Genomic DNA, 17,948 nt, shown 5'->3' with positions numbered 1-17,948 from the left:
CAGCTCGGCCAGCTTGAGGGCGACGGCGTATTCCAGCCGGTCCACGCGCCGCTGGCCAACCGGCTGCGCACGCTGGTCAGCGACAGCACTGTGCAGCAGCGGCGCGTGGACCGGCTGGAATACGCCGTCGCCCTCAAGCTGGCCGAGCTGCACGCGACGGTGCAGGCCCGCCGCACCCAGGGCCTGGAAGCCGCCCGTACGCTGGTGCTGCGCGACGAGGGCAAGCGCACCATGGACGAGGTGCGCGCCGTCGTCGCCGAGATGCGCGACGCCGAGTCCCAGCTGCTCGCGCAGCGCAACGCCCAGGCCCATGCCACCGAGCGCTGGCTGCTGGCCATCACGCTGGCCTGCACGGCGCTGTCGGTGCTGGCCCGCCTGGGTCTTGCGATGATCGCCCGCTTCCATGTTTCGCGCGCGGCGCTGCCGGCCGCCCCGGCCACCGGCGCCTCCTGACCCTTCTCCATGCTGTCTTCCCACCTCACCATCTGGGCCATCGCCGGTGCCACTACGGCCGGCGTGCTGATCCGGCCTTTCAAGCTGCCCGAGGCCATCTGGGCCGCCGCGGGCGCCGCCCTGGTCGTCGTGCTCGGCCTGCTGCCGGCGCACCAGGCGCTGGGCGCCGTCACCAAGGGCAACGACGTCTACCTCTTCCTCATCGGCATGATGCTGCTGTCCGAGACGGCGCGGCGCGAAGGCCTGTTCGACTGGGTGGCCGGGCATGCGGTCAACATGGCGGGCGGCTCGCAGAGGCGGCTGTTCACGCTGGTCTATGCCATCGGCGCGGTCATCACCGCCTTCCTCTCCAACGACGCCACGGCCGTGGTGCTGACGCCCGCGGTGTATGCGGCGGCGCGCAAGGCCCGCACGCCGGCGCTGCCCTACCTGTTCATCTGCGCCTTCATCGCCAATGCGGCGAGCTTCGTGCTGCCGATCTCCAACCCGGCCAACCTGGTGCTGTACGGTGCGCACGTGCCCTCGCTGTGGCCGTGGATCAAGAGCTTCGGGCTGCCGTCGCTGCTGGCCATCGGCGCCACCTACGTCTGCCTGCGCCTGGCCATGCGCAAGGAACTGGCGGGCGGCTGCGAACGGCGCGTCGAGGTCGAGCCCCTGCATGCCGGCGGCTGGACGGCGCTGGGCGCGCTGGTCGTCACGGCCATCGTGCTGATGACGGTGTCCTTCAAGGGCATCGACCTGGGCCTGCCCACCGCCATCATGGGCGCCCTGACGGCGGCCGTGGTGCTGGTGCGCGACCGGGCGAGCCCCTGGGCGCTGGTCAAGGACATTTCCTGGAGCGTGCTGCCGCTGGTGGCCGGCCTGTTCGTGCTGGTGGAGGCGCTGCACCAGACGGGCGTCATCGCCACCCTGGCCCAGTGGCTCATGGCCGGCGTGCAGCGCAGCGTGAACGGCGCCGCGGCCGTCACCGGCGCGGTGCTGGCGGTCGGCTCCAACGTCATCAACAACCTGCCGGCCGGCCTGCTCGCCAGCACCGTCCTGCAGCAGGCCCGGCCGCCGCAGGTGGTGATCGACGCCACGCTGATCGGTGTGGACCTGGGCCCCAACCTGTCGATCACCGGCTCGCTCGCCACCATCCTGTGGCTGGCCGCCATCCGTCGCGAAGGCGACGACGTGGGCTTCTTCCGCTTCCTGAAGGTGGGCGTGCTGGTCATGCCGCCCGCCCTCCTGCTGGCCATCGGGGCGCGGATCCTGATCGGCTGATTTACCCCCCGCCAACCTGGAGACACCCGCCATGCGCACCTCGCCCACCCTCGCGGCTTCCGCGAATGCAGCAGACGGGGATGCCGCCGGCGGGGACCGGCGCCGCGCCACGCGCGCGCTGTGCGCGCTCAATTTCTTCATGGCCGACATGCAGGCCGGCATCGGGCCCTTCCTCGGGGTCTTCCTGCAGCAGCGCGGCTGGCAGCCGGGGGCCATCGGCTCGGTGATGACGGCCGGCGGCGTGGCCGGCATGCTCATGACGGTGCCGGCGGGTGCCTTCATCGACCACACGGCCCGCAAGCGCTGGGTGGTGGTGATCACTGGCATCTGCACGGTGCTGGCCTCTTTTCTCATCCTGTGGTCGCAGGCCGGGCTGGTGGTCACCGTGAGCCAGGTGGCGACGGCGATTGCCGGTGCCGCCATCGGGCCGGCGGTGGCGGGCATCACGCTGGGCGTGGTGCGCCAGCGCGGCTTCAACGCGCAGAACGGCCGCAACCAGGCCTGGAACCACGCCGGCAACATGGTGGGCGCGGCCCTGTCGGGCTGGTTGGGCTTTCGCTACGGCATGCCGGCGATCTTCTTCCTGGCGGCGCTGTTCGGCGTGTTCGCCATCCTCTCGGTGCTGGCCATTCCGGAGCGCACCATCGACCACCGCGCCGCGCGCGGGCTCGAAGGGCCGCACGACGGCAAGGCCGGCGCGGCGGCCGACGAGGGACAGGCCCAGGGCCTGCGCACGCTGCTGCAGAACCGGCCGCTGCTGATCCTGGCTGCGGCGCTGGCCTGCTTCCACCTTGGCAATGGCGCCATGCTGCCGCTGTACGGCCTGGCCGTGGTCGGCGCCGGCAAGGGCAACCCGGCCATGTTCACCGCGCTCACCGTGGTGGTGGCGCAGGCCGTAATGATCGTCACCGCCCTGGCCGCCATGCGGCTGTCGGCCACGCGCGGCTACTGGCTGGTCATGCTCGTGTCCTTCGCCTCGCTGCCGCTGCGCGGCGCCATCGCCGGCAGCGTGATCGACAGCTGGGGCGTGTGGCCGGTGCAGGCACTCGATGGCATCGGCGCCGGCCTGCAGAGCGTGGCGGTGCCCGGCCTGGTGGCCTGCCTGCTCGACGGCACCGGCCGCGTCAACGTGGGCCAGGGCGCCGTGATGACGGTGCAGGGCCTGGGCGCCAGCCTGTCACCCGCCATCGGCGGCTGGCTGGCGCAGCTGTTCGGCTACCAGGTCGCCTTTTACGTGCTGGGCGGCTTCGCGCTCGCCTCGCTGGCGCTGTGGATCGGCTTCGCGGCGCTGCTGCGGCCGGCCTGCGCCGGCGTGTGCGAACCGCGGGCCGGCGGGCCGCTTGCTGCTGGAGCTTCCTCGTGACGACGACTTCTGCTTTTTCTTCCTCCATCGCCTGGATCCACGTCGGCGACCTGCACATGGACGAGGCCGACGGCTGGGCCGCGCGGCCGCGGCTGGCGGCGCTGGTGCGCGAGATCAACGCCCATGCCGGCCTGGCCGACTTCGTCTACCTGCCCGGCGACAACGCCAACCATGCGACGCCCGCGCAGTACGCCGCCATCACCGAGGCGCTGGCGCCGCTGCGGCTGCCGTTGCGGGTGGTGGCCGGCGACCACGATTTCGAGGGCGGCAGCCTGGCCGCCTTCGAGGCCGCCTTCGCGCCCGAGCAGCGCCCCGAGGCGGAGGTGATCGCCGGCCACCGCTGCATCTTCGTGGACGTGGTGAGCGCCGGCGCGGGCGGGCCGGACTTCCGCTTCACCTCGCACCACCGCCACCGCATCGCGCGCGAACTGGCGCTGGCCGAGGCCGCGGGCCAGCTGCCGCTGGTCTTCATGCACTGCTACCCGGGTGACCTGGCCGTGGGCGGCGATGAACTGGCCCGGCTCTTCGCCGATGCGCGGGTGCCCTTCGTCGACACCGGCCACACGCACTACAACGAGCTGCTCAACGACGGCGCGGTGATCTACGGCGCCACGCGCTCGACGGCGCAGATCGAGGAGGGCGGCGGCGCGCCGGGCTTCTCGGTGGTGTGCGTGCACGAGGGCCTGCCGAGCTGGCGCTTCCGGCCGCTGGGGGCGGACTGGCCGCACGTGCAGATCGTGTCGCCCTGCGACCTGCGGCTGGTCACGCGGCCGGTGCAGGCGCGCCAGGTGCCGCGGCCCGGGCCGCTGCGCGTGGTGGCGCGGCGCTTCGGCAAGTCGGACGCGCCCATGCTGGCCGCGCTCGACGGCGGCGCGCCGGTGGCCATGGAGGCCGGTGCGCCCGGCTTCTGGCGGGCGTCCATGGTGGTTGAGACGCCCGGCGTGCACCGGCTGGTCGTGTCCTGCGGCGAGGCGCAGGACGTCGTCGAGGTGCTGGTGCGCGCCGCGGACGGCGTGCCCAAGCGCGGGCCGCTGGTCGTCCCGGGCCATGCCTGCCACGCCATCGGCGCGTGGCCGGCGGCGGGCATCGACGGCCTGCAGCTGGGGCCGAACCGCAACGGCGGCGACTGGTAGGCGATCAGACCCCGTCGAGGCGCACGAGCACGGCGTTGGCCGTGTAGCTCACGCTCAACTTGCCGAAGCCCTGCACTGTGACGCCGGCGAAGCGGCCCTGGCGGCTGGCGGCCTGCAGGACGGTGATGGTGTCGCCCACCTTCGGCGTGGCGCCGCTGGCGAAACGCACCGCCAGGTTGCCGCCGGCGATGGCCGCCGTGCCGCCCACCTGCAGCAGGCCCGCGCCATTGGCACCCGCCACCACGCTCAGCGTGCCGGCCGTCTGCGTGAAGCGGCCGGGAATGACGAGCGGCAGGCTGGCGACGGCGCTCTCCAGCGTGCCGCCCTTGACGAACACGTCGCCAACGCCCAGCGCGGTGGCCGAGTCGGCACCCAGGGTGCCGGCGGCCAGCACCGTGCCGCCGGCATAGCCGTTGTTGCCCGACAGGCGCAGGCTGCCGCTGCCCAGCTTGGTCAGCTTGCCGGCGCCGTAGATGTCGTTGCGCCAGCGGTCGAAGGCGCTGAAGCCGCCCTGGCTGGCATCCATGGTCACGGCCACGTCGCCGTCGAAGCGGCCGTAGCCGTCGGCGGCGGCGAACAGGTTCAGGCGGCCCCAGCCCTCGCCGTCGTTGCCCAGCGGAAAGCCGGAGTCGATGGCCGTGCTCTTGAGCACCACGCGGCGCTGGTCGGCGCTCAGGTAGGGCAGGCGGGTCTCCAGCAGCACCTCGGCGCTCTTGGGCACGGTGGCGGGCTGGCCGGCGGCGCCGGTGGTGCCCAGCCCGTAGGTCATGCGCTGCAGATAGGTCTTGCGCCAGGCGGCGGTGTCGCTGAAGCGGTCGAAGTCGGGCTGCGTCGCATCGCTCGTGCGCGGCGTGCGGGCATAGGCGGCCAGGGCGTTGAAGTCGGCGCTGCCGGTCTGCGTGCGCAGCCAGGCCTGGGCCTGGTCGAAGGCGGCCTTCTTGGCCGCGTCGCCGTAGCTGGCCACGCTGGAGAGGTTGTAGGCCACCACGGCCGTGGCGTGCACGCGGCCGCCCATCGTGTCCAGCGGCGAATGCATGCCGGCCAGGATGCGGTTCTCGCCCATCTCCATGGCGCGGGCGATCAGCTCCTGGTAGCGCTGCGGCACCAGCCAGGCCATGGCCAGCGTGTCGCGCCAGGCCTCGGCCGTGTGGCCGCTGGGGAAGCCGCCGTCGGTGGCGGGCGTGCTGCTCTTGGCCGATTCGAGCGCGGGCACCACCTTGACGTCGCTGCTCCAGCGCCAGGGGCGGGCGTATTTGTAGAAGCGCTTGGGCGGCTCGGTGGAGCCGGCGGCCAGGCCGTTGATGAAGTCCACCGCCAGGCCCAGGTTGGCGTTGCCGCCGCTGCTGCCCACGCCCACGTTGTTGCCGCCATCGTTGACGGCCGGCGCGATGGCGGTGTTGGGGTCCACGGCCGTGATGGTGGTGGTCTGCTGCGTGCCGGCGCGCCAGGCGCTGGTCAGCGGGCCCATGCCGTCGCTCACGCTGTAGCCCTTGCCGCGGCGATCGTCGAGGTAGGCGGCCAGGCCCTGGGCGGTGGTGCGGGCCTGCGTGACGGTCTTGACGTAGTTGATGTTGGCGGCGTGGATGGTGGCGTTCTTGACCGTGCCGTCGGTGCTATCGCCGGGAATGCCGCTCCAGGTCGAGGGCGTCACGGCCGGGCAGCCGTTGGCCGCGGCGAGGTTCACGCCGGCATCGACCTTGAGCGAGCTGGGCGTCCAGATGTCCAGAAAGCCCTGCAGCACGCGGGCGCCGGCATTGGTGTCCAGCGTGACGTTGCAGGGGTTGTCGCGCTGGTTGGTGGCGCCGGTGTCCACGTAGGCGACCACGCTGGGGATGGGCGCCGTGTCGGCGCGGCCCAGGCCGGCGGGTTCGGCGGGGATGGTGACGGTCTCGGGCGTGGCGGCCGTGCCGCCGCCGCTGTTGCCGGTGCCCGTGGGTGCGGCAGCGCCGCCGCTGGCGGCCGGCATCAAGCTCACGGTGTTGCCACCGCCGCCGCAGGCCATGAGGGCGGCGGCGCTGGCGACGGCGAGGACGAGGGTGCGGAGGCGGAAGAGGGAGGCGGGGGCCATGGGAATCTCGGACGGGGGCAAAGCCCGAGATTCTGTAAAGACAATGTGACAGTTCGATCTGCCCATGCCCACCACAGCGCCGTGGCCGATCACCGGCCCGCCGACCCAGGCGTTACGCTTCGGCCCGAACCGCCCCATGACAACGAGCAAGGACCCCGGCGATCCGTCCTACCGCGCCATGCTGACCCAGGTCACGGTGGACAAACTCGCCGACATGATCATCTGGCTGGACGAGCACGGCCGCTACGTGTTCGTGAACCCCGCCACCACCCGGCTGCTGGGCTACAGCGCCGACGAGCTGTCGCGCATGCACGTGTGGGACGTCGATCCGCATTTCGACGAAGCCCGCTGGCGCGCGCACTGGGCCGAGGTGGTGGCCCGCAAGTCCTTCCGGCTGGAGACGGTCAACCGCTCGCGCGCGGGCGTGGACATTCCCATCGAGGTCACGGTCAACCTGGTGGAACACGAGGGCCGCCGCTTCAACTGCTCCATCGTGCGCGACATCACCGAGCGCAAGCGCTTCGAGGCCGAGTTGCGCGCGCTCAACGACCGCATCTACCGGCTGAGCGTGACCGATGCGCTCACGGGCCTGGCCAACCGGCGCCACTTCGACATCCAGCTCGATGCGGAAAGCCGGCGCCAGCTCCAGTGGGCCCGGCCGCTGTCGCTGGTGCTGGCCGACGTGGACGCCTTCAAGGCCTTCAACGACGCGCACGGCCATGTGGAAGGCGACGACGCCCTGCAGCGCGTGGCGGGCGCGTTGCAGGCCGCCGTCTCGGTGCCGGGTGCGACGGTGGCGCGCTATGGCGGCGAAGAATTCGCCTGCATCCTGCCGGGCACGCCCCATGGGCAGGCGATGGCGGTGGCGGAGCAGGCCCGGCAGGCCGTGCAGGCGCTGGGCATCGCCCACGCGCAGTCGGCCGTGGCACCGCACGTGACGGCCAGCCTGGGCGTGCTCACCGTGCAGGGCGCCCAGCCGCGCTCGCCCGACGAACTGCTGCGCCTGGCCGACCGGGCGCTCTACCGGGCCAAGCGGGAGGGGCGCAATCGGGTCGTGGGTGAGTGCGTCGGCGCGTAGCCCAAGTCCGTGTGCCTTGCGACCCGCTGCGGACGCACTCCGCCATAAGCCCCCACTGTTCGCCGCGATCCGTGCTGTAGGATGCTGCCGCCACCCCGCACCCACGGGATGGCACAGGGAGGGCTGCGATGCGCGCAAAGAAGCGCAGGCTGCCCAATAAAAAAGTAGTGGATTGGGCAGCGCATGACAGACCTCGACCTTCCGCCGTGGCGGTGGGATACCCCGCCTCGCGTTCTTCTCGACCATCTCACTGGGCAACTCACCGCGCAACTGCACGGCGGCCCGGCCTACCTGCTGGTCCACCCAGCCTTCGGCGATCCCCCCGGCATCGAGGTGGAGGATGTCGAACCCCGGCCCGGCGCCCTTCGCGCGGCGCGCGAGTCGGCATGGGCCCGGCCGGTCCACACTCTCTACGACCGCGACTTCGGCAGGCACCAGGAAGCCACCTTCCCCTACCTCGTACGTCTCGCCGACGCGCAGGATCCGCTGCTCGCCAGCAGCATCGAGTGGGCCGTGCAGGAGCATCTCGTGGCGTGTGCGCAAGGCAACGGCGCCCCGCGCATCGGCGGCTGGCTCCAGCGGCACGACGACGAGGAAGAAGACGCCGATCCGGCGCCCTCGACCGTGGGCCATGACCCTGCGGGCACCTCGCTGGCGCGGCAACTCACCGACCTCATGCGCCAGGGCAGCAAAAGCCTCATCCGCATCTGGGACCGGCGCGTGCTGCACACCTTGCGCCTCGCCGGCCAAGGCATTGTGTGGGACAAGGCCCTGCGCGGCATCCGAGGCTGGCATTACCTCGACCACGACCTGCGCTTGCAGACCCTTGCGGGCGCCGAAGGTCAGCCCGGCAGGGCCCACCTGCTGGCAGCCGGCCAGTGCGCCGACGTGCTGGGCCTGTGTGGCGCCGTTCACCGCGCGCAATACCTCCTCCTGCGCCACCGCTTCCCGCTGCCGCAGGACATTCACGACACCCTGACCGAGAAGGTCATCACCGCACGGCGCTCGCTGGACTACGTGGAAGACCAGGCCGCCTACGCGGCGGAAGCGGTGTCCGCGCCTGCTTTCGAGCACTGGCCCCGCCTGCCATGGCTGCTCGGTGTGCTGCAACGCACACGCCAGGAGATGTCCGACGCCCTCGACGTGTGGCGCGCCGAATGGGCCGGCAAGCCCGCGGACCACTGGAGGGCGCAGGCATGAGCGACCCCGACAAGTGCAAACGCTGCGGCAACAAGGCCGGCCTGCCGATCCTGCTCGTGCGTCCCAGCGCCATCGCCAGCGACCCTGACTTCGCCCCCGCCGAAGCCGCCCGGCTCAAGACCCACGAGCCCAGCGTCGAGGCGCTGGGCCTGCCTGCGCTGGACGCCTCGCGCTACGTGCTGCGCATGCTGCGCCAGGGCGGCTTCGTGTATGCCTACTACACCAAGCGACCGCCGCACCTCATCAACCCCTGGCAGGCGTTCCGCGTGCAGGGCAGCGGTGTGCTGATCCCCGAGTCGCAGATCGTCTGGATGAACCAGAAAGCCGAGTTCGCGTGCAACATGCGCGAGTCGCACCCGAACGACCTTCGCACCCTCTGCATCCAGTTGCCCAGAAAGGACCCCGGCACCTCCGGCAAGGTCTGGATCGGCTTCAGCATGAACTGGTGGGACGACGCCATGCGCGCCAGGGTGCAGAAAGACCCCGCTGCCGCAGGCATGGTCTGCATCGACCCCCTTCAAGACCTGGGCGGTGTCCAGCAAGCCTTCAAGGCCGACGTGCACGCCATGGAGGACCACATCGCCGACTTCGCGCTGCGCTCGATGAACCACGGGGGCACCAAGTCGGGCTACAACGTCACCAACGGCGGCACGCAGCCCGCCACGCCGTTCTACAACACGCCTGACGACAAGACCTACGGCCAGGCGCGCGGGCTGCAGACGGTGATGCAGCAGCAGGCCGAGGGGCACCCTATCACCCGGGGCAAGGCATTCGTGCTGGTGCTGCCCGATCCGGTGGGGCTGGGCGCCGACCTGAACGGCATCCGAATGGCCAAGGATCGGGCCAACAAGAACGCCTGGCTCGCCAACCAGGACTGGGTGCGCTCCGAGGCGTGCTACACGACCCTGGAGGGACTGAGAAAGTCCATCGTGGCCGCTGCCGCGCTCCAGTCCTTCGAAGGCGCCACAGTTGCCTCCGAGAAGCAGTGGCAGAGCATTCGCCACCGCGTGCAAGGTGTCACCTACGAATGGTCGCCGGACCCCAGCGGTGCCTATGCCGAGGACGGCAGCCGCGCCGGCCGCATGCGGCCCACTGACCGACATGCGAAAGACTTCGCAGGGCGCGTCGAACGTGACAGCCGCATCCTGGCGCAGCGCAACTGGGCCAGGATCACCGATCAACTCGACACCGCCCGGTTCCGGGCATGGCCGGCCAAGCGCGAGCAGATCGAAAAGCAGATGGACAACGCGCTGGCTGCTTATGAAGCCGACTGGCTCAAGGTGGTCGGCCGCCCGGCCACGCGGAACTACTTCAAAACACACTTCGATGAAAACGACGCCGGCAAGATCACGGCCGTGGTGTCGTCCGGGCAGATCTATGCCGCCGAAAGCGACCTGATCCACTACCCGCAGCCGCTGACGGCCAGGCACATCGAGCGCTGGGTCGGCTTGATCCTCGATGCGGAAATCACGTCCCCCGACGCCGTGGCGCTGCGCGCCTTTTTCGGCAACCAGAAGTCCGTTCTGGAGAAAGCCAAGGCCGTTCTTGTGGGCAAGGCCGACCGTTCAGAAGGCGACAGCCGCGACAAGACCTACGAGTTGGCCAAGGGGGTCCTCACCCACGACCTGTTCCGGCGTTTCAACTGGCTGCATCCGCGCCTGATGGCCTTCTCCGCTGGCGGCCTGGCCGCCACTGCGGCGGGTGTGTTCCAGCTCATGGCCATGATGAGCGACAGGTCGCCGGCACCGCAGAGCGGCAAGCTGGCCAAGTACCGCGCCATGCTCGGCGGGCTGACGCTGGCGCAGCGGCAACTGGAGTTGGCTGTGGAAAGCGCATTGCCCACCGGCAACAAGGCGATCTTGAGCACGGCGATCCTGCTCGAAGTGCAGGTGGACGCCGACACCGCGCTGCGCGTGCTCAATGGCTACCTGCCCAAGGGGCAAAAGGCGGTGGTCGTCGCACGAGGCAAGACCGTCAGCCTTCAGGTACTCACCGACGTCAAGACGGCGCTTGCAGTGCGCGAGGGCCATGTCCGTGCAGAGAGCATTCCCGGTGCGCGGGTCGAGGTGGCGCGCGCCGTGGGCGGGCATGCCGTGCGCAGCCTGGAGGACGTTCAATTGCAGGCTGCACGGTTGCCGGTCAGCGAGCCGTTGACGCCCGCGCAAGTGGCCGAAGTGATGGTGCGCCAGACGACCATCAAGGAACTGAACCTCAACAGCGTCGAAGGACGCCTGGCGCTGGGGGCCATGGTGGTGCAGGGGCTGGGGCTGTACCAGGGCATACCGCAGTTGCTGGCCGAACTCAACAAGAGCCAGCGGGATCAGGACAAGATCAACGAGGCGGCCATCGGGGTGCTGGACAGCCTGGGCGGCTTCGTGGGCGCCAGCGCGGAGTTGTGGGCCAGCGCGCACAAGGCGAATCTGCTGCTCAAGCCGGGCGGGGAGCATCTGGTGGAGGCCAGCGGGCGACTGGCAGTGCTGCGGACCACCGCGGCGGTCACGGGGATGCTGGGGGCGGTGATCACTTTCTACCTGATGGGCAAGAAGGCGGATGGAGCAAAAGCGGAAGGGGATGAGCAGTCCTTTAAGGGCTACAAGACGTCTTCCGTCGCCGGGTTGCTGCTGATTGCTACCGGGGGCGTGAGCGTTGCTGATGCTGCTGCTAAACAGATTGCGAGCCGCGCCATTGCACGCCATGTGGTGCTGCGCATGGCCGGTGCCGTCGCTACCGAGGCAGCTATCGCCGGCGCGGCAGGCACAGTTGCGGCAGTCGTCTCCGGAGTAGGTTTGGTACTGATGCTGGTCGCCATCGGTGGCTACGTGTACGCGACGGTCAATGAACGCGATTCGTACCAGCGCTGGGCGGGTCGTTGCTACTTCGGCAACGATGGCGTCAAGCGCTTTGCCACGGCGGCCGACGAACAGCACTGGTTGATGGCCATCGAGTACGAAGCCGATGCCCAGAACGAGCTAATGCGCAAGGCACAGAAATACCCTGATCCGGGGCGGGACGTGCCAGCGCCGTTGGGTAACCCGATGGGTGACGGTTGGGGCGGGGGAGCGATTCCATGATAGGCGTCAACGTCCGCGGTGTGAGCACCGACGATGCGCGCCAGGAAGGCTTGGTTTCAGGGCTAGTGCAGCGCTATGACAAGCGGCTGCCGGGGAGCCCTGAAGGAGGGCACCAGGGGAGGCTGAGCGGCGTCTATCGCGATGCAGTAGAAGTCAATGGCGGGTCGATTGTGGAAGCCGGCGGATATGTGACGACTTTCGGATTGATCGGCAGTGGAGCTGGAATGGTCTATGGATGGAGCTTTCTTTGCGGCCTATTTCATGACCAGGCATGGGGATGGTTTGCTCTAAACATAAGCATCATTTGGTCACTGTTCGCTATCGGCCTCTACTTCGAGATGTTCAGCCCCAGCGAGCAGCCTATCTACTTTGATCGCGCCCATCGCAAGGTCTACTACGTGCACCAGGGCCGCAAGCGCTTCTGGCTGTTCGACCCCAGCGTGGTGGAGGCCCGCTCTGCCGACTGGTCACTGGTCGACGCCGAACTCCACACCAAGCTCGGCGGCAGCACCACCAGCATCAGCCGCAGTTACCACATGGTGTTTCTCGTGCGCTCCAGCGAGCGCGACCCGACCATCGTGGACCACTTCGTGCTGCCCGCGCTGGACTTCCCCGGGGCGATGTGGGAGTACATCCGCGGCTACATGGAAGCGGGCACCCCGCCGCTGCGCGCGGGTGAGGCGCCGCCCTTCAAAGGGCAAGGTTTCGACATGATCGAAGCTTTGAAGCAGCGCATCCGCGACTACCGTCGCGACTGGAAAGAGTTCTTCTGGAAGCAGCTGTTCTTCCACCTGACCCTGCCGCTGTTCCTGGTGTTCCTGCTGGTCAACCGCTGCGTGGTATGGACAGCGCAGACGGTGCACTGGCCGAAAGAGATCACCGAAGCGTTGGGGCCACCTATCACGGAAGCCGACTTGGCCGCGGACAGTGAGCATCGGTTGCGTGCCGCCAGTGAACGCACTGCGGCCGGCGCATGAGTGTTTGCATCGAGCCGATGGACGCAGCATAGGGCGACGTGCAGTACAAAGGGCAACAGCCCGCCCCCTGGCGGGATGCATCGGCGCCGTTAACCAACCGCGAGGTAACGCTTGACGGGGGCGCTATGACGAGCCTCGACATTCTGTACGCCGAGGAAGCCGACCGCGTGTGCTACCCCCAGCCGCTGGCGCACAAGGACGACATCAACCAGTGGCTGGCGTTGACCCTGGGCCAGGACATCGGAAAGACCGATGCCTTTGCGCTGCGCGCCTTCTTCGGCAACCAGAAGGACAGCATCGACAAGGCCCGGGAACTCCTGGTGGGCGACTGGGACCGCGGCAACGACGGCAACATGCGCGACAAGACCGTGGACCTGATGCGCGGGGTGCTCAACCACGAGATGGCGCGCAAGTACAACTGGCTGCATCCGCGCGTGGTGGCCCTGAGCATGGGGGGACTGACCGCCATGGTCGCCGGTACCCTGCAACTGGCGGCCATGGCGGCCCGCCTGCCGAAGGCGCCGCCGCCGGCCGGGCTGGCCGAGTGGCTTCGCACGCTGCCGACGCTCACGCTGGCGCAACAGGCCATCGAGCGGGCGGTGGCCAGCACGACGGGCCGAGACAGGAGCGCGCTGCTGCTGCCGGTGCTGCTCACGGCCGACGTCGATGCCAGGGAGTTCCTGCAATTCGTGCGCGCCAGCGCAATGCACGGCGCGGAAAAGCGCGCCGCCACGCAGCATGTCCACAAAGCGCTGGGCGGCGCGAGTGGTGACCAGAGCGCCAAGACGTTCAAGATCATGGTGCTGACCGATGCGCACACGGCGCTGCAGGTGCACGAGGACAAGATTCGCGTCAGCAACCTGGGCGGTGTGGCCCCTGCGGCGGCCGGCATCGGCACGCCGCACGCCAACCGCCGCATCTCCAGCCTGGAAGAGCAGGCCAGCCGCATGGGAACCAGCCGGCTCGGGGCCGACGAACTCAGGGAAGTCGTGCAGCGCACCGAGGCCGTGAAGGACTACAAGATCAACAGTGTGGAAGTGCGCATGGCCAGCGGCGCGCTGATCGTGCAGAGCCTGGGGCTGTACCAGGGCTTCAAGCAGATCAACGAGCAGCGGGACCGGCTGTTTCGCGACGACGACAAGTTCCTGGAGGCGGTGCTGGGCACCATCGACAGCGCGGGCGGCGCCATCGGCGCGCTGGCCGAGGTGGCGGGCGGGGCCTACAAGGCGGTGCTGCTCAGGAAGGCCGGAGGCGTAGCGTTGGCGGAGAAGAGCGTGCCGCTGGCGGCCGTGCGTGCGACCTCGGCGGTGATGGGCATGGCGGGGGGTGCGATTAATGCTTACCTGATGTACGCGAAGGCGGGTGGGGCTAAGAACAAGGGGGATATAGGGGCGAGTTGGAGTTATGGCACAGCGATGAGCGGCTTTGTCGTCACTGCCGGCACTAGCGGTTTTGCCCTAACCGACGCTGTTGCGGCCCAGGCCGCCAGTAGAGCTGTTGCCTCTTTGCTACTCCGCATTGCTGGTGTGGAGGTGGCCGAGGCAGCAGTTGTCAGCGCCGTTTCTGGCATCGGGGTGTTTATGCTGCTCGTGGGCATCGTAGGCATCGTGGCCGCGTCCATCCTGGAGCGTGATGCCTTTGAACGCTGGGCCGGCGGTTGTTACTTTGGCGGTGACACACCCGACGAGCTGGGCGTATCACCCGCCAACAAGAAGCGCTTTACGAGCGCGGTTGAAGAAGCGGCGGCCTTCGAGCTGATCTTCGATTCCGCCGCCGCGCAGGCCGAGCTGAGCAAGTTGGAGCGGCTGCACCCCATGCCCAGGGTGCCAGGCGAGCGGGAAGCCGACAAGACGCCGGCCATCGACCCCAACATCGACTGAGGGACGACGATGCCTTTGAACACCCGTGGCATCAGCACCGATGCTGAGCGTGAGAACGTCTATGGTGTGCGCAGGCGCTACGGCAACCGCGGCTCGGTTGGCGAGAAGGCATGGCACGCCAACAAGCTCACGGGCGTGTACCGCGATGCGATTGAATTGCAAGGGGGGTCGCTGGTCGCGGTTGGTGGATATGTGACGACATATGGAGTGGTGGCAGGGGGGATAGGTGCTTGGTTTACACGGTCCTTTCTTTTCGACTTGCTTAAAAGTGGCGAGTTTTGGGGCTATGTTGTTTTGGCGTTGAATCTCTGCATGATTTCCGCCATCGCTTTCGTCGGCCTCTACTTCGAATTCTTCGGCCCATCCGAAGCCCCCATCTACTTCGACCGAGCCCGCCGCAAGGTCTACTACGTCTACCGCTCCAGGTACCGCCGCTGGGTGCTCTTCGGCCCCTCGCGCATCCAGGCGCGTGTCGTGGATTGGGACCTTGTTGACTGCGAGCGGCAGGTCACCACTGGCGGCTCCACGGTCAGCATCCGGCAGCACGAGCACCTGGTGTTCCTGATGCGCCGCAGCCCCAGCGATCCGACCATCGGCGGCTTCTATGTCATCAGCGGCCTGGAGTTCCCGGACGCGCTGTGGGAGTACATCCGTCGCTACATGGAGGAAGGGGCACCACCGCTGGCTGCCGGCGAAGTACCCCCCAAGGCGCGCAGCGGCAAGGCCATCGACATGTTCAAGGCCCTGCTGGCGCGGCGTCATGGCTACTGGGCGGAATGGAAAGACAAACCGGGCTCGATGGTGTTGCAGCACCTGCTGCTGCCCTTCGTGCTGGTGTGGATCGTGGTCAACCGTCTGGTGGTGTGGACCGCACAGACCGTGGTGTGGCCGCCCGAAGTCAAGGCGGCGCTGGGCGCGCCGATCACCGAAGCCGATCTGGCCGGCGATACCCGTCACACACTGCGCGCAGCAGCCCGAGGTGATGCGGCGGCGTTCAAGCCCCCCAAACGCAAGCGCCCGTGAGGACGACGAACTGCTGCGCCTGGCCGACCGGGCGCTCTACCGGGCCAAGCGGGAAGGGCGCAACCGGGTCGTGGGTAAGTGCGTCGGCGCTTAGCCTCGGGCGCTTCCGACCCCGCACCCGCCGCGGCGCGCACGTCGCGCGGCCTCATCCCGGCAGCGCAAACCCCCTATCGAAGGTCCCCGCCACCTGCAGCGGCGCCTTGATCAGCCCCACCTTCGCATAGAAGTCCGCCGTGGCCTGCTGGTCGGCCACCACCCGGTCGTCGATGGGCACCCAGGCCTGCTGGCGGCGCTCGAACTGCAGGCGCGCGGCTTCGGGCGAGATGCCGATGATGCGGGCCAGCGTGGCCGAGTAGCCGGCCACGTTCTGGTTGGCCCAGCGCTGGGCGCGGGCCACGCGCTGCAGAAAGTCCTGCAGCACCGGCCGCTTGGCGGTGATGGCGGCGTCGGTGGCGGCCAGGTAGCTCAGGCCCGGCAGCAGCCCGCGGCCGCTGGCCAGCACGCGGGCATGGCCGGCGGTCTCGGCCATGGCGGTGTAGGGCTCCCATGTGGCCCAGGCATCGACCGAGCCTTGCGTCAGGGCCAGCTTGGCGTCGGCGGGCGGCAGGAAGCGCAGGTTGACGTCGCCCGGCTGCAGGCCCGCGGCGGTGATGGCCTTGAGCGTGACGAAATGGCCGATGGAGCCGCGGTTGGTGGCCACGCTGCGGCCCTTGAGGTCGGCGGCGCTGCGCAGCGGCGAATCCGGCCGCACCAGCACGGCCGTGCCGTAGGCATCGCTGCGGTTGGCGCCGATGGCCTTGACGCGCGTGCCGGCGGCCAGGGCGAAGATCAGCGGCGCATTGCCGATGGGACCGGAATCGACCGCGCCGGCATTGAGGGCCTCGGCCAGCGGCGCGGCAGCCGGGAACTCGGCCCACTGGATGTCGTAGCCCAGGCCGTCGAGCGCGCCGGCGGCTTCGAGCAGGGCGCGCAGGCCGCCCTTCTGGTCACCGGCCTTGAGCACGGGGCGGGACTCGGCGCGGGCGCCGAGGCCCGGCAGGGCCAGTCCGGCGGCGATGGCGGAACCGCCGGCCAGGAAGCGGCGGCGGCTGGCGGTTGGGGGCAGGGTCGGGGACATGGTCGTTCTCCTGAAAAGGGGGATGGAACAAGAAAGCGGCATCGCGCCAATGGGCAACGCAGGGCACACCGGGCCTGCGGCGCCCGTCAATGCACGACGCCACCTTTGACGTAGCGCACCGGCTCGGCGTCCATGCGCGCGATGAGGCTGCCCAGGCCATCGTTGCCAGGCGTGCCGGCAGCGGGCACCGGTCCCGCGGCGGACGATGTGGACGTCGACGGGAACGAGGTCGACGCCGCGCGACACACCAGGTCGTCCTCCTGCCAGTCGGCGGCACCGGGGGCCGACCGGGCGCGCAGCCAGCCGGCGCGGTCGACGATGAACTGGGTGCCGGCCAGCGCCGCGGCGTCGGCCGTGTGGCCCGCGATGAGGGCCAGGGCCGTCCAGGCGGCGAGATCGGTGGCCTGGCAGTCCGTGCCGGCCGCGAGCGGCCAGGCGGCGCCCGCGCCTGCCGGTGCGAGCGCGACCGTGACGACGCGCGGGTCGGGCGGCGGCGCGGTGTCGCCGGGCACCATCACCCGCAGCCGCTGGCCCCGCAGGTCGGTGCTGGCCGTGCGCCCCGGCGCGGCCGGGCAGCGGAGGGAGAAGGCGGGCAGCCGCACCGGCTGCAGCCATTGGCCGGTCTGCCGCAGCATCTGGCCGGCGGCCAGGGCCTTCATGGCGTCGATCAGCGCCCAGGCGTCGTCGGCGGACAGCCGGCCTGCGAAGGCGGGCATCGACGGCTGGTTGCTGCGCGCATCGTGCATGCCGTGCAGCACGTGCCAGAGCAGGTCGCCATCGGCGCGCCGCCACAGCAGCGGGCCGGCCAGGTTGGGCGGCCACACCGGCTGCCGCGCGGCCAGCGGGCCATGGCCGCGGCCGTCGTCGCCGTGGCAGTCCACGCACAGCTGCCGGTACAACTGCTGGCCGTGCGCGATGCTGCGCGCGTCGAAGCCGGTGGGCGAGGCGTGGAAGCTGGCCGGCGTGGCGGCCACGCGCACGGCGGCCCACTCGGGCCAGGGTGCCAGCAACGGCAGCAGGGCGGCCAGCGCCAACAGCGGCAGCCGCGGCCGGCGCCAGGCCAGTGCCAGCCCGGCGAGCAGCAGGGCCAGCGTCAGCAGCCCCAGCGTGATCGCCAGCCGGCGCGCCTGTCCCAGGTCGAAGAGCAGGGTGTCGCCGGCCAGCCGCCAGGCCCAGGGCCAGGCCGGCTGGCCATGCAGCGTGGGCACCAGGCCCAGGGCGTGCAGCGTCTGCAGCAGCGCGGCCTGGGCCGACTGCAGGGCCTGCAGCAGCCATTGCAGCCAGAGGGCGTCGGGTGCGTCGGTCATGGCGGGCCGCAGGGC

Annotated in this window: 13 protein-coding genes; 10 read left to right on the top strand and 3 right to left on the bottom strand. The window is 69.8% G+C overall.

Translation table 11 applies throughout. The features are described 5' to 3' along the window. The 4 genes from NS331_RS20485 to NS331_RS20470 form a co-directional block, all read left to right on the top strand. A partial coding sequence (locus NS331_RS20485) for a CHASE3 domain-containing protein (protein ID WP_193758161.1) occupies window positions 1–453 on the top strand: 453 nt, incomplete at its 5' end. Between the two features lie 12 nt (window positions 454–465). Next, window positions 466–1,716: an arsenic transporter gene (locus tag NS331_RS20480; RefSeq protein ID WP_440589399.1), complete on the top strand. Its 1,251-nt coding sequence runs from the start codon at window positions 466–468 to the stop codon at window positions 1,714–1,716. A 31-nt stretch (window positions 1,717–1,747) separates the two neighbouring features. Continuing rightward, window positions 1,748–3,079 (top strand): MFS transporter, encoded by a 1,332-nt coding sequence (locus NS331_RS20475; RefSeq protein WP_058643797.1) that lies wholly within the window; start codon window positions 1,748–1,750, stop codon window positions 3,077–3,079. Next, window positions 3,076–4,212, top strand: coding sequence for a metallophosphoesterase family protein (locus NS331_RS20470; protein WP_242873839.1), 1,137 nt, complete (start codon window positions 3,076–3,078; stop codon window positions 4,210–4,212). The genes NS331_RS20475 and NS331_RS20470 overlap by 4 nt, the downstream gene beginning before the upstream one ends. 4 nt (window positions 4,213–4,216) lie before the next feature. Here NS331_RS20470 and NS331_RS20465 read toward each other — a convergent pair whose 3' ends face one another. Further along, on the bottom strand, window positions 4,217–6,280 hold the full coding sequence (locus NS331_RS20465) for an acid phosphatase (protein ID WP_058643796.1): 2,064 nt from the start codon (window positions 6,278–6,280) through the stop codon (window positions 4,217–4,219). A gap of 136 nt (window positions 6,281–6,416) precedes the next feature. Between NS331_RS20465 and NS331_RS20460 the strand changes: the two genes are divergently transcribed. The 6 genes from NS331_RS20460 (at window position 6,417) to NS331_RS20435 (ending at window position 15,509) form a co-directional block, all read left to right on the top strand. Then, window positions 6,417–7,358, top strand: a complete 942-nt coding sequence (locus tag NS331_RS20460) for a GGDEF domain-containing protein (protein WP_242873838.1) — start codon at window positions 6,417–6,419, stop codon at window positions 7,356–7,358. A 183-nt stretch (window positions 7,359–7,541) separates the two neighbouring features. After that, a complete protein-coding gene (locus NS331_RS20455) occupies window positions 7,542–8,558 on the top strand; it encodes a hypothetical protein (RefSeq protein WP_153012956.1) in 1,017 nt (338 codons plus the stop codon). Next, window positions 8,555–11,629, top strand: a complete 3,075-nt coding sequence (locus tag NS331_RS20450) for a T6SS effector BTH_I2691 family protein (protein ID WP_153012955.1) — start codon at window positions 8,555–8,557, stop codon at window positions 11,627–11,629. Before NS331_RS20455 ends, NS331_RS20450 begins: the two co-directional genes overlap by 4 nt. 20 nt (window positions 11,630–11,649) lie before the next feature. Next, complete coding sequence (locus NS331_RS20445; RefSeq protein ID WP_153012954.1) at window positions 11,650–12,606, top strand: DUF6708 domain-containing protein; 957 nt, start codon at window positions 11,650–11,652, stop codon at window positions 12,604–12,606. 125 nt (window positions 12,607–12,731) lie between these two features. Continuing rightward, on the top strand, window positions 12,732–14,486 hold the full coding sequence (locus NS331_RS20440; RefSeq protein ID WP_058643791.1) for a hypothetical protein: 1,755 nt from the start codon (window positions 12,732–12,734) through the stop codon (window positions 14,484–14,486). 9 nt (window positions 14,487–14,495) lie between these two features. Beyond that, window positions 14,496–15,509: a DUF6708 domain-containing protein gene (locus NS331_RS20435; protein WP_153012953.1), complete on the top strand. Its 1,014-nt coding sequence runs from the start codon at window positions 14,496–14,498 to the stop codon at window positions 15,507–15,509. 145 nt (window positions 15,510–15,654) lie between these two features. Here NS331_RS20435 and NS331_RS20430 read toward each other — a convergent pair whose 3' ends face one another. After that, window positions 15,655–16,626, bottom strand: coding sequence for an ABC transporter substrate-binding protein (locus NS331_RS20430; RefSeq protein ID WP_058643789.1), 972 nt, complete (start codon window positions 16,624–16,626; stop codon window positions 15,655–15,657). Window positions 16,627–16,712: 86 nt separating this feature from the next. Continuing rightward, window positions 16,713–17,933 (bottom strand): c-type cytochrome, encoded by a 1,221-nt coding sequence (locus NS331_RS20425; RefSeq protein WP_058643788.1) that lies wholly within the window; start codon window positions 17,931–17,933, stop codon window positions 16,713–16,715. Window positions 17,934–17,948: the final 15 nt, after the last annotated feature.

The organism is Pseudacidovorax intermedius (genome assembly GCF_001476815.1).
Taxonomy (GTDB): domain Bacteria; phylum Pseudomonadota; class Gammaproteobacteria; order Burkholderiales; family Burkholderiaceae_C; genus Xenophilus; species Xenophilus intermedius_A.
Note: the sequence above shows the minus strand (reverse complement) of the source record. Positions and strands in the feature narration are given on the sequence as shown.

What these genes read in the sequence shown, in the direction of transcription:
- NS331_RS20475 (WP_058643797.1), top strand. Translation starts at nt 1,748, where the DNA reads ATGCGCACCTCGCCCACCCTCGCGGCTTCCGCGAATGCAGCAGACGGG.
- NS331_RS20465 (WP_058643796.1), bottom strand. Translation starts at nt 6,280, where the DNA reads ATGGCCCCCGCCTCCCTCTTCCGCCTCCGCACCCTCGTCCTCGCCGTC.
- NS331_RS20460 (WP_242873838.1), top strand. Translation starts at nt 6,417, where the DNA reads ATGACAACGAGCAAGGACCCCGGCGATCCGTCCTACCGCGCCATGCTG.
- NS331_RS20455 (WP_153012956.1), top strand. Translation starts at nt 7,542, where the DNA reads ATGACAGACCTCGACCTTCCGCCGTGGCGGTGGGATACCCCGCCTCGC.
- NS331_RS20450 (WP_153012955.1), top strand. Translation starts at nt 8,555, where the DNA reads ATGAGCGACCCCGACAAGTGCAAACGCTGCGGCAACAAGGCCGGCCTG.
- NS331_RS20440 (WP_058643791.1), top strand. Translation starts at nt 12,732, where the DNA reads ATGACGAGCCTCGACATTCTGTACGCCGAGGAAGCCGACCGCGTGTGC.
- NS331_RS20435 (WP_153012953.1), top strand. Translation starts at nt 14,496, where the DNA reads ATGCCTTTGAACACCCGTGGCATCAGCACCGATGCTGAGCGTGAGAAC.
- NS331_RS20430 (WP_058643789.1), bottom strand. Translation starts at nt 16,626, where the DNA reads ATGTCCCCGACCCTGCCCCCAACCGCCAGCCGCCGCCGCTTCCTGGCC.
- NS331_RS20425 (WP_058643788.1), bottom strand. Translation starts at nt 17,933, where the DNA reads ATGACCGACGCACCCGACGCCCTCTGGCTGCAATGGCTGCTGCAGGCC.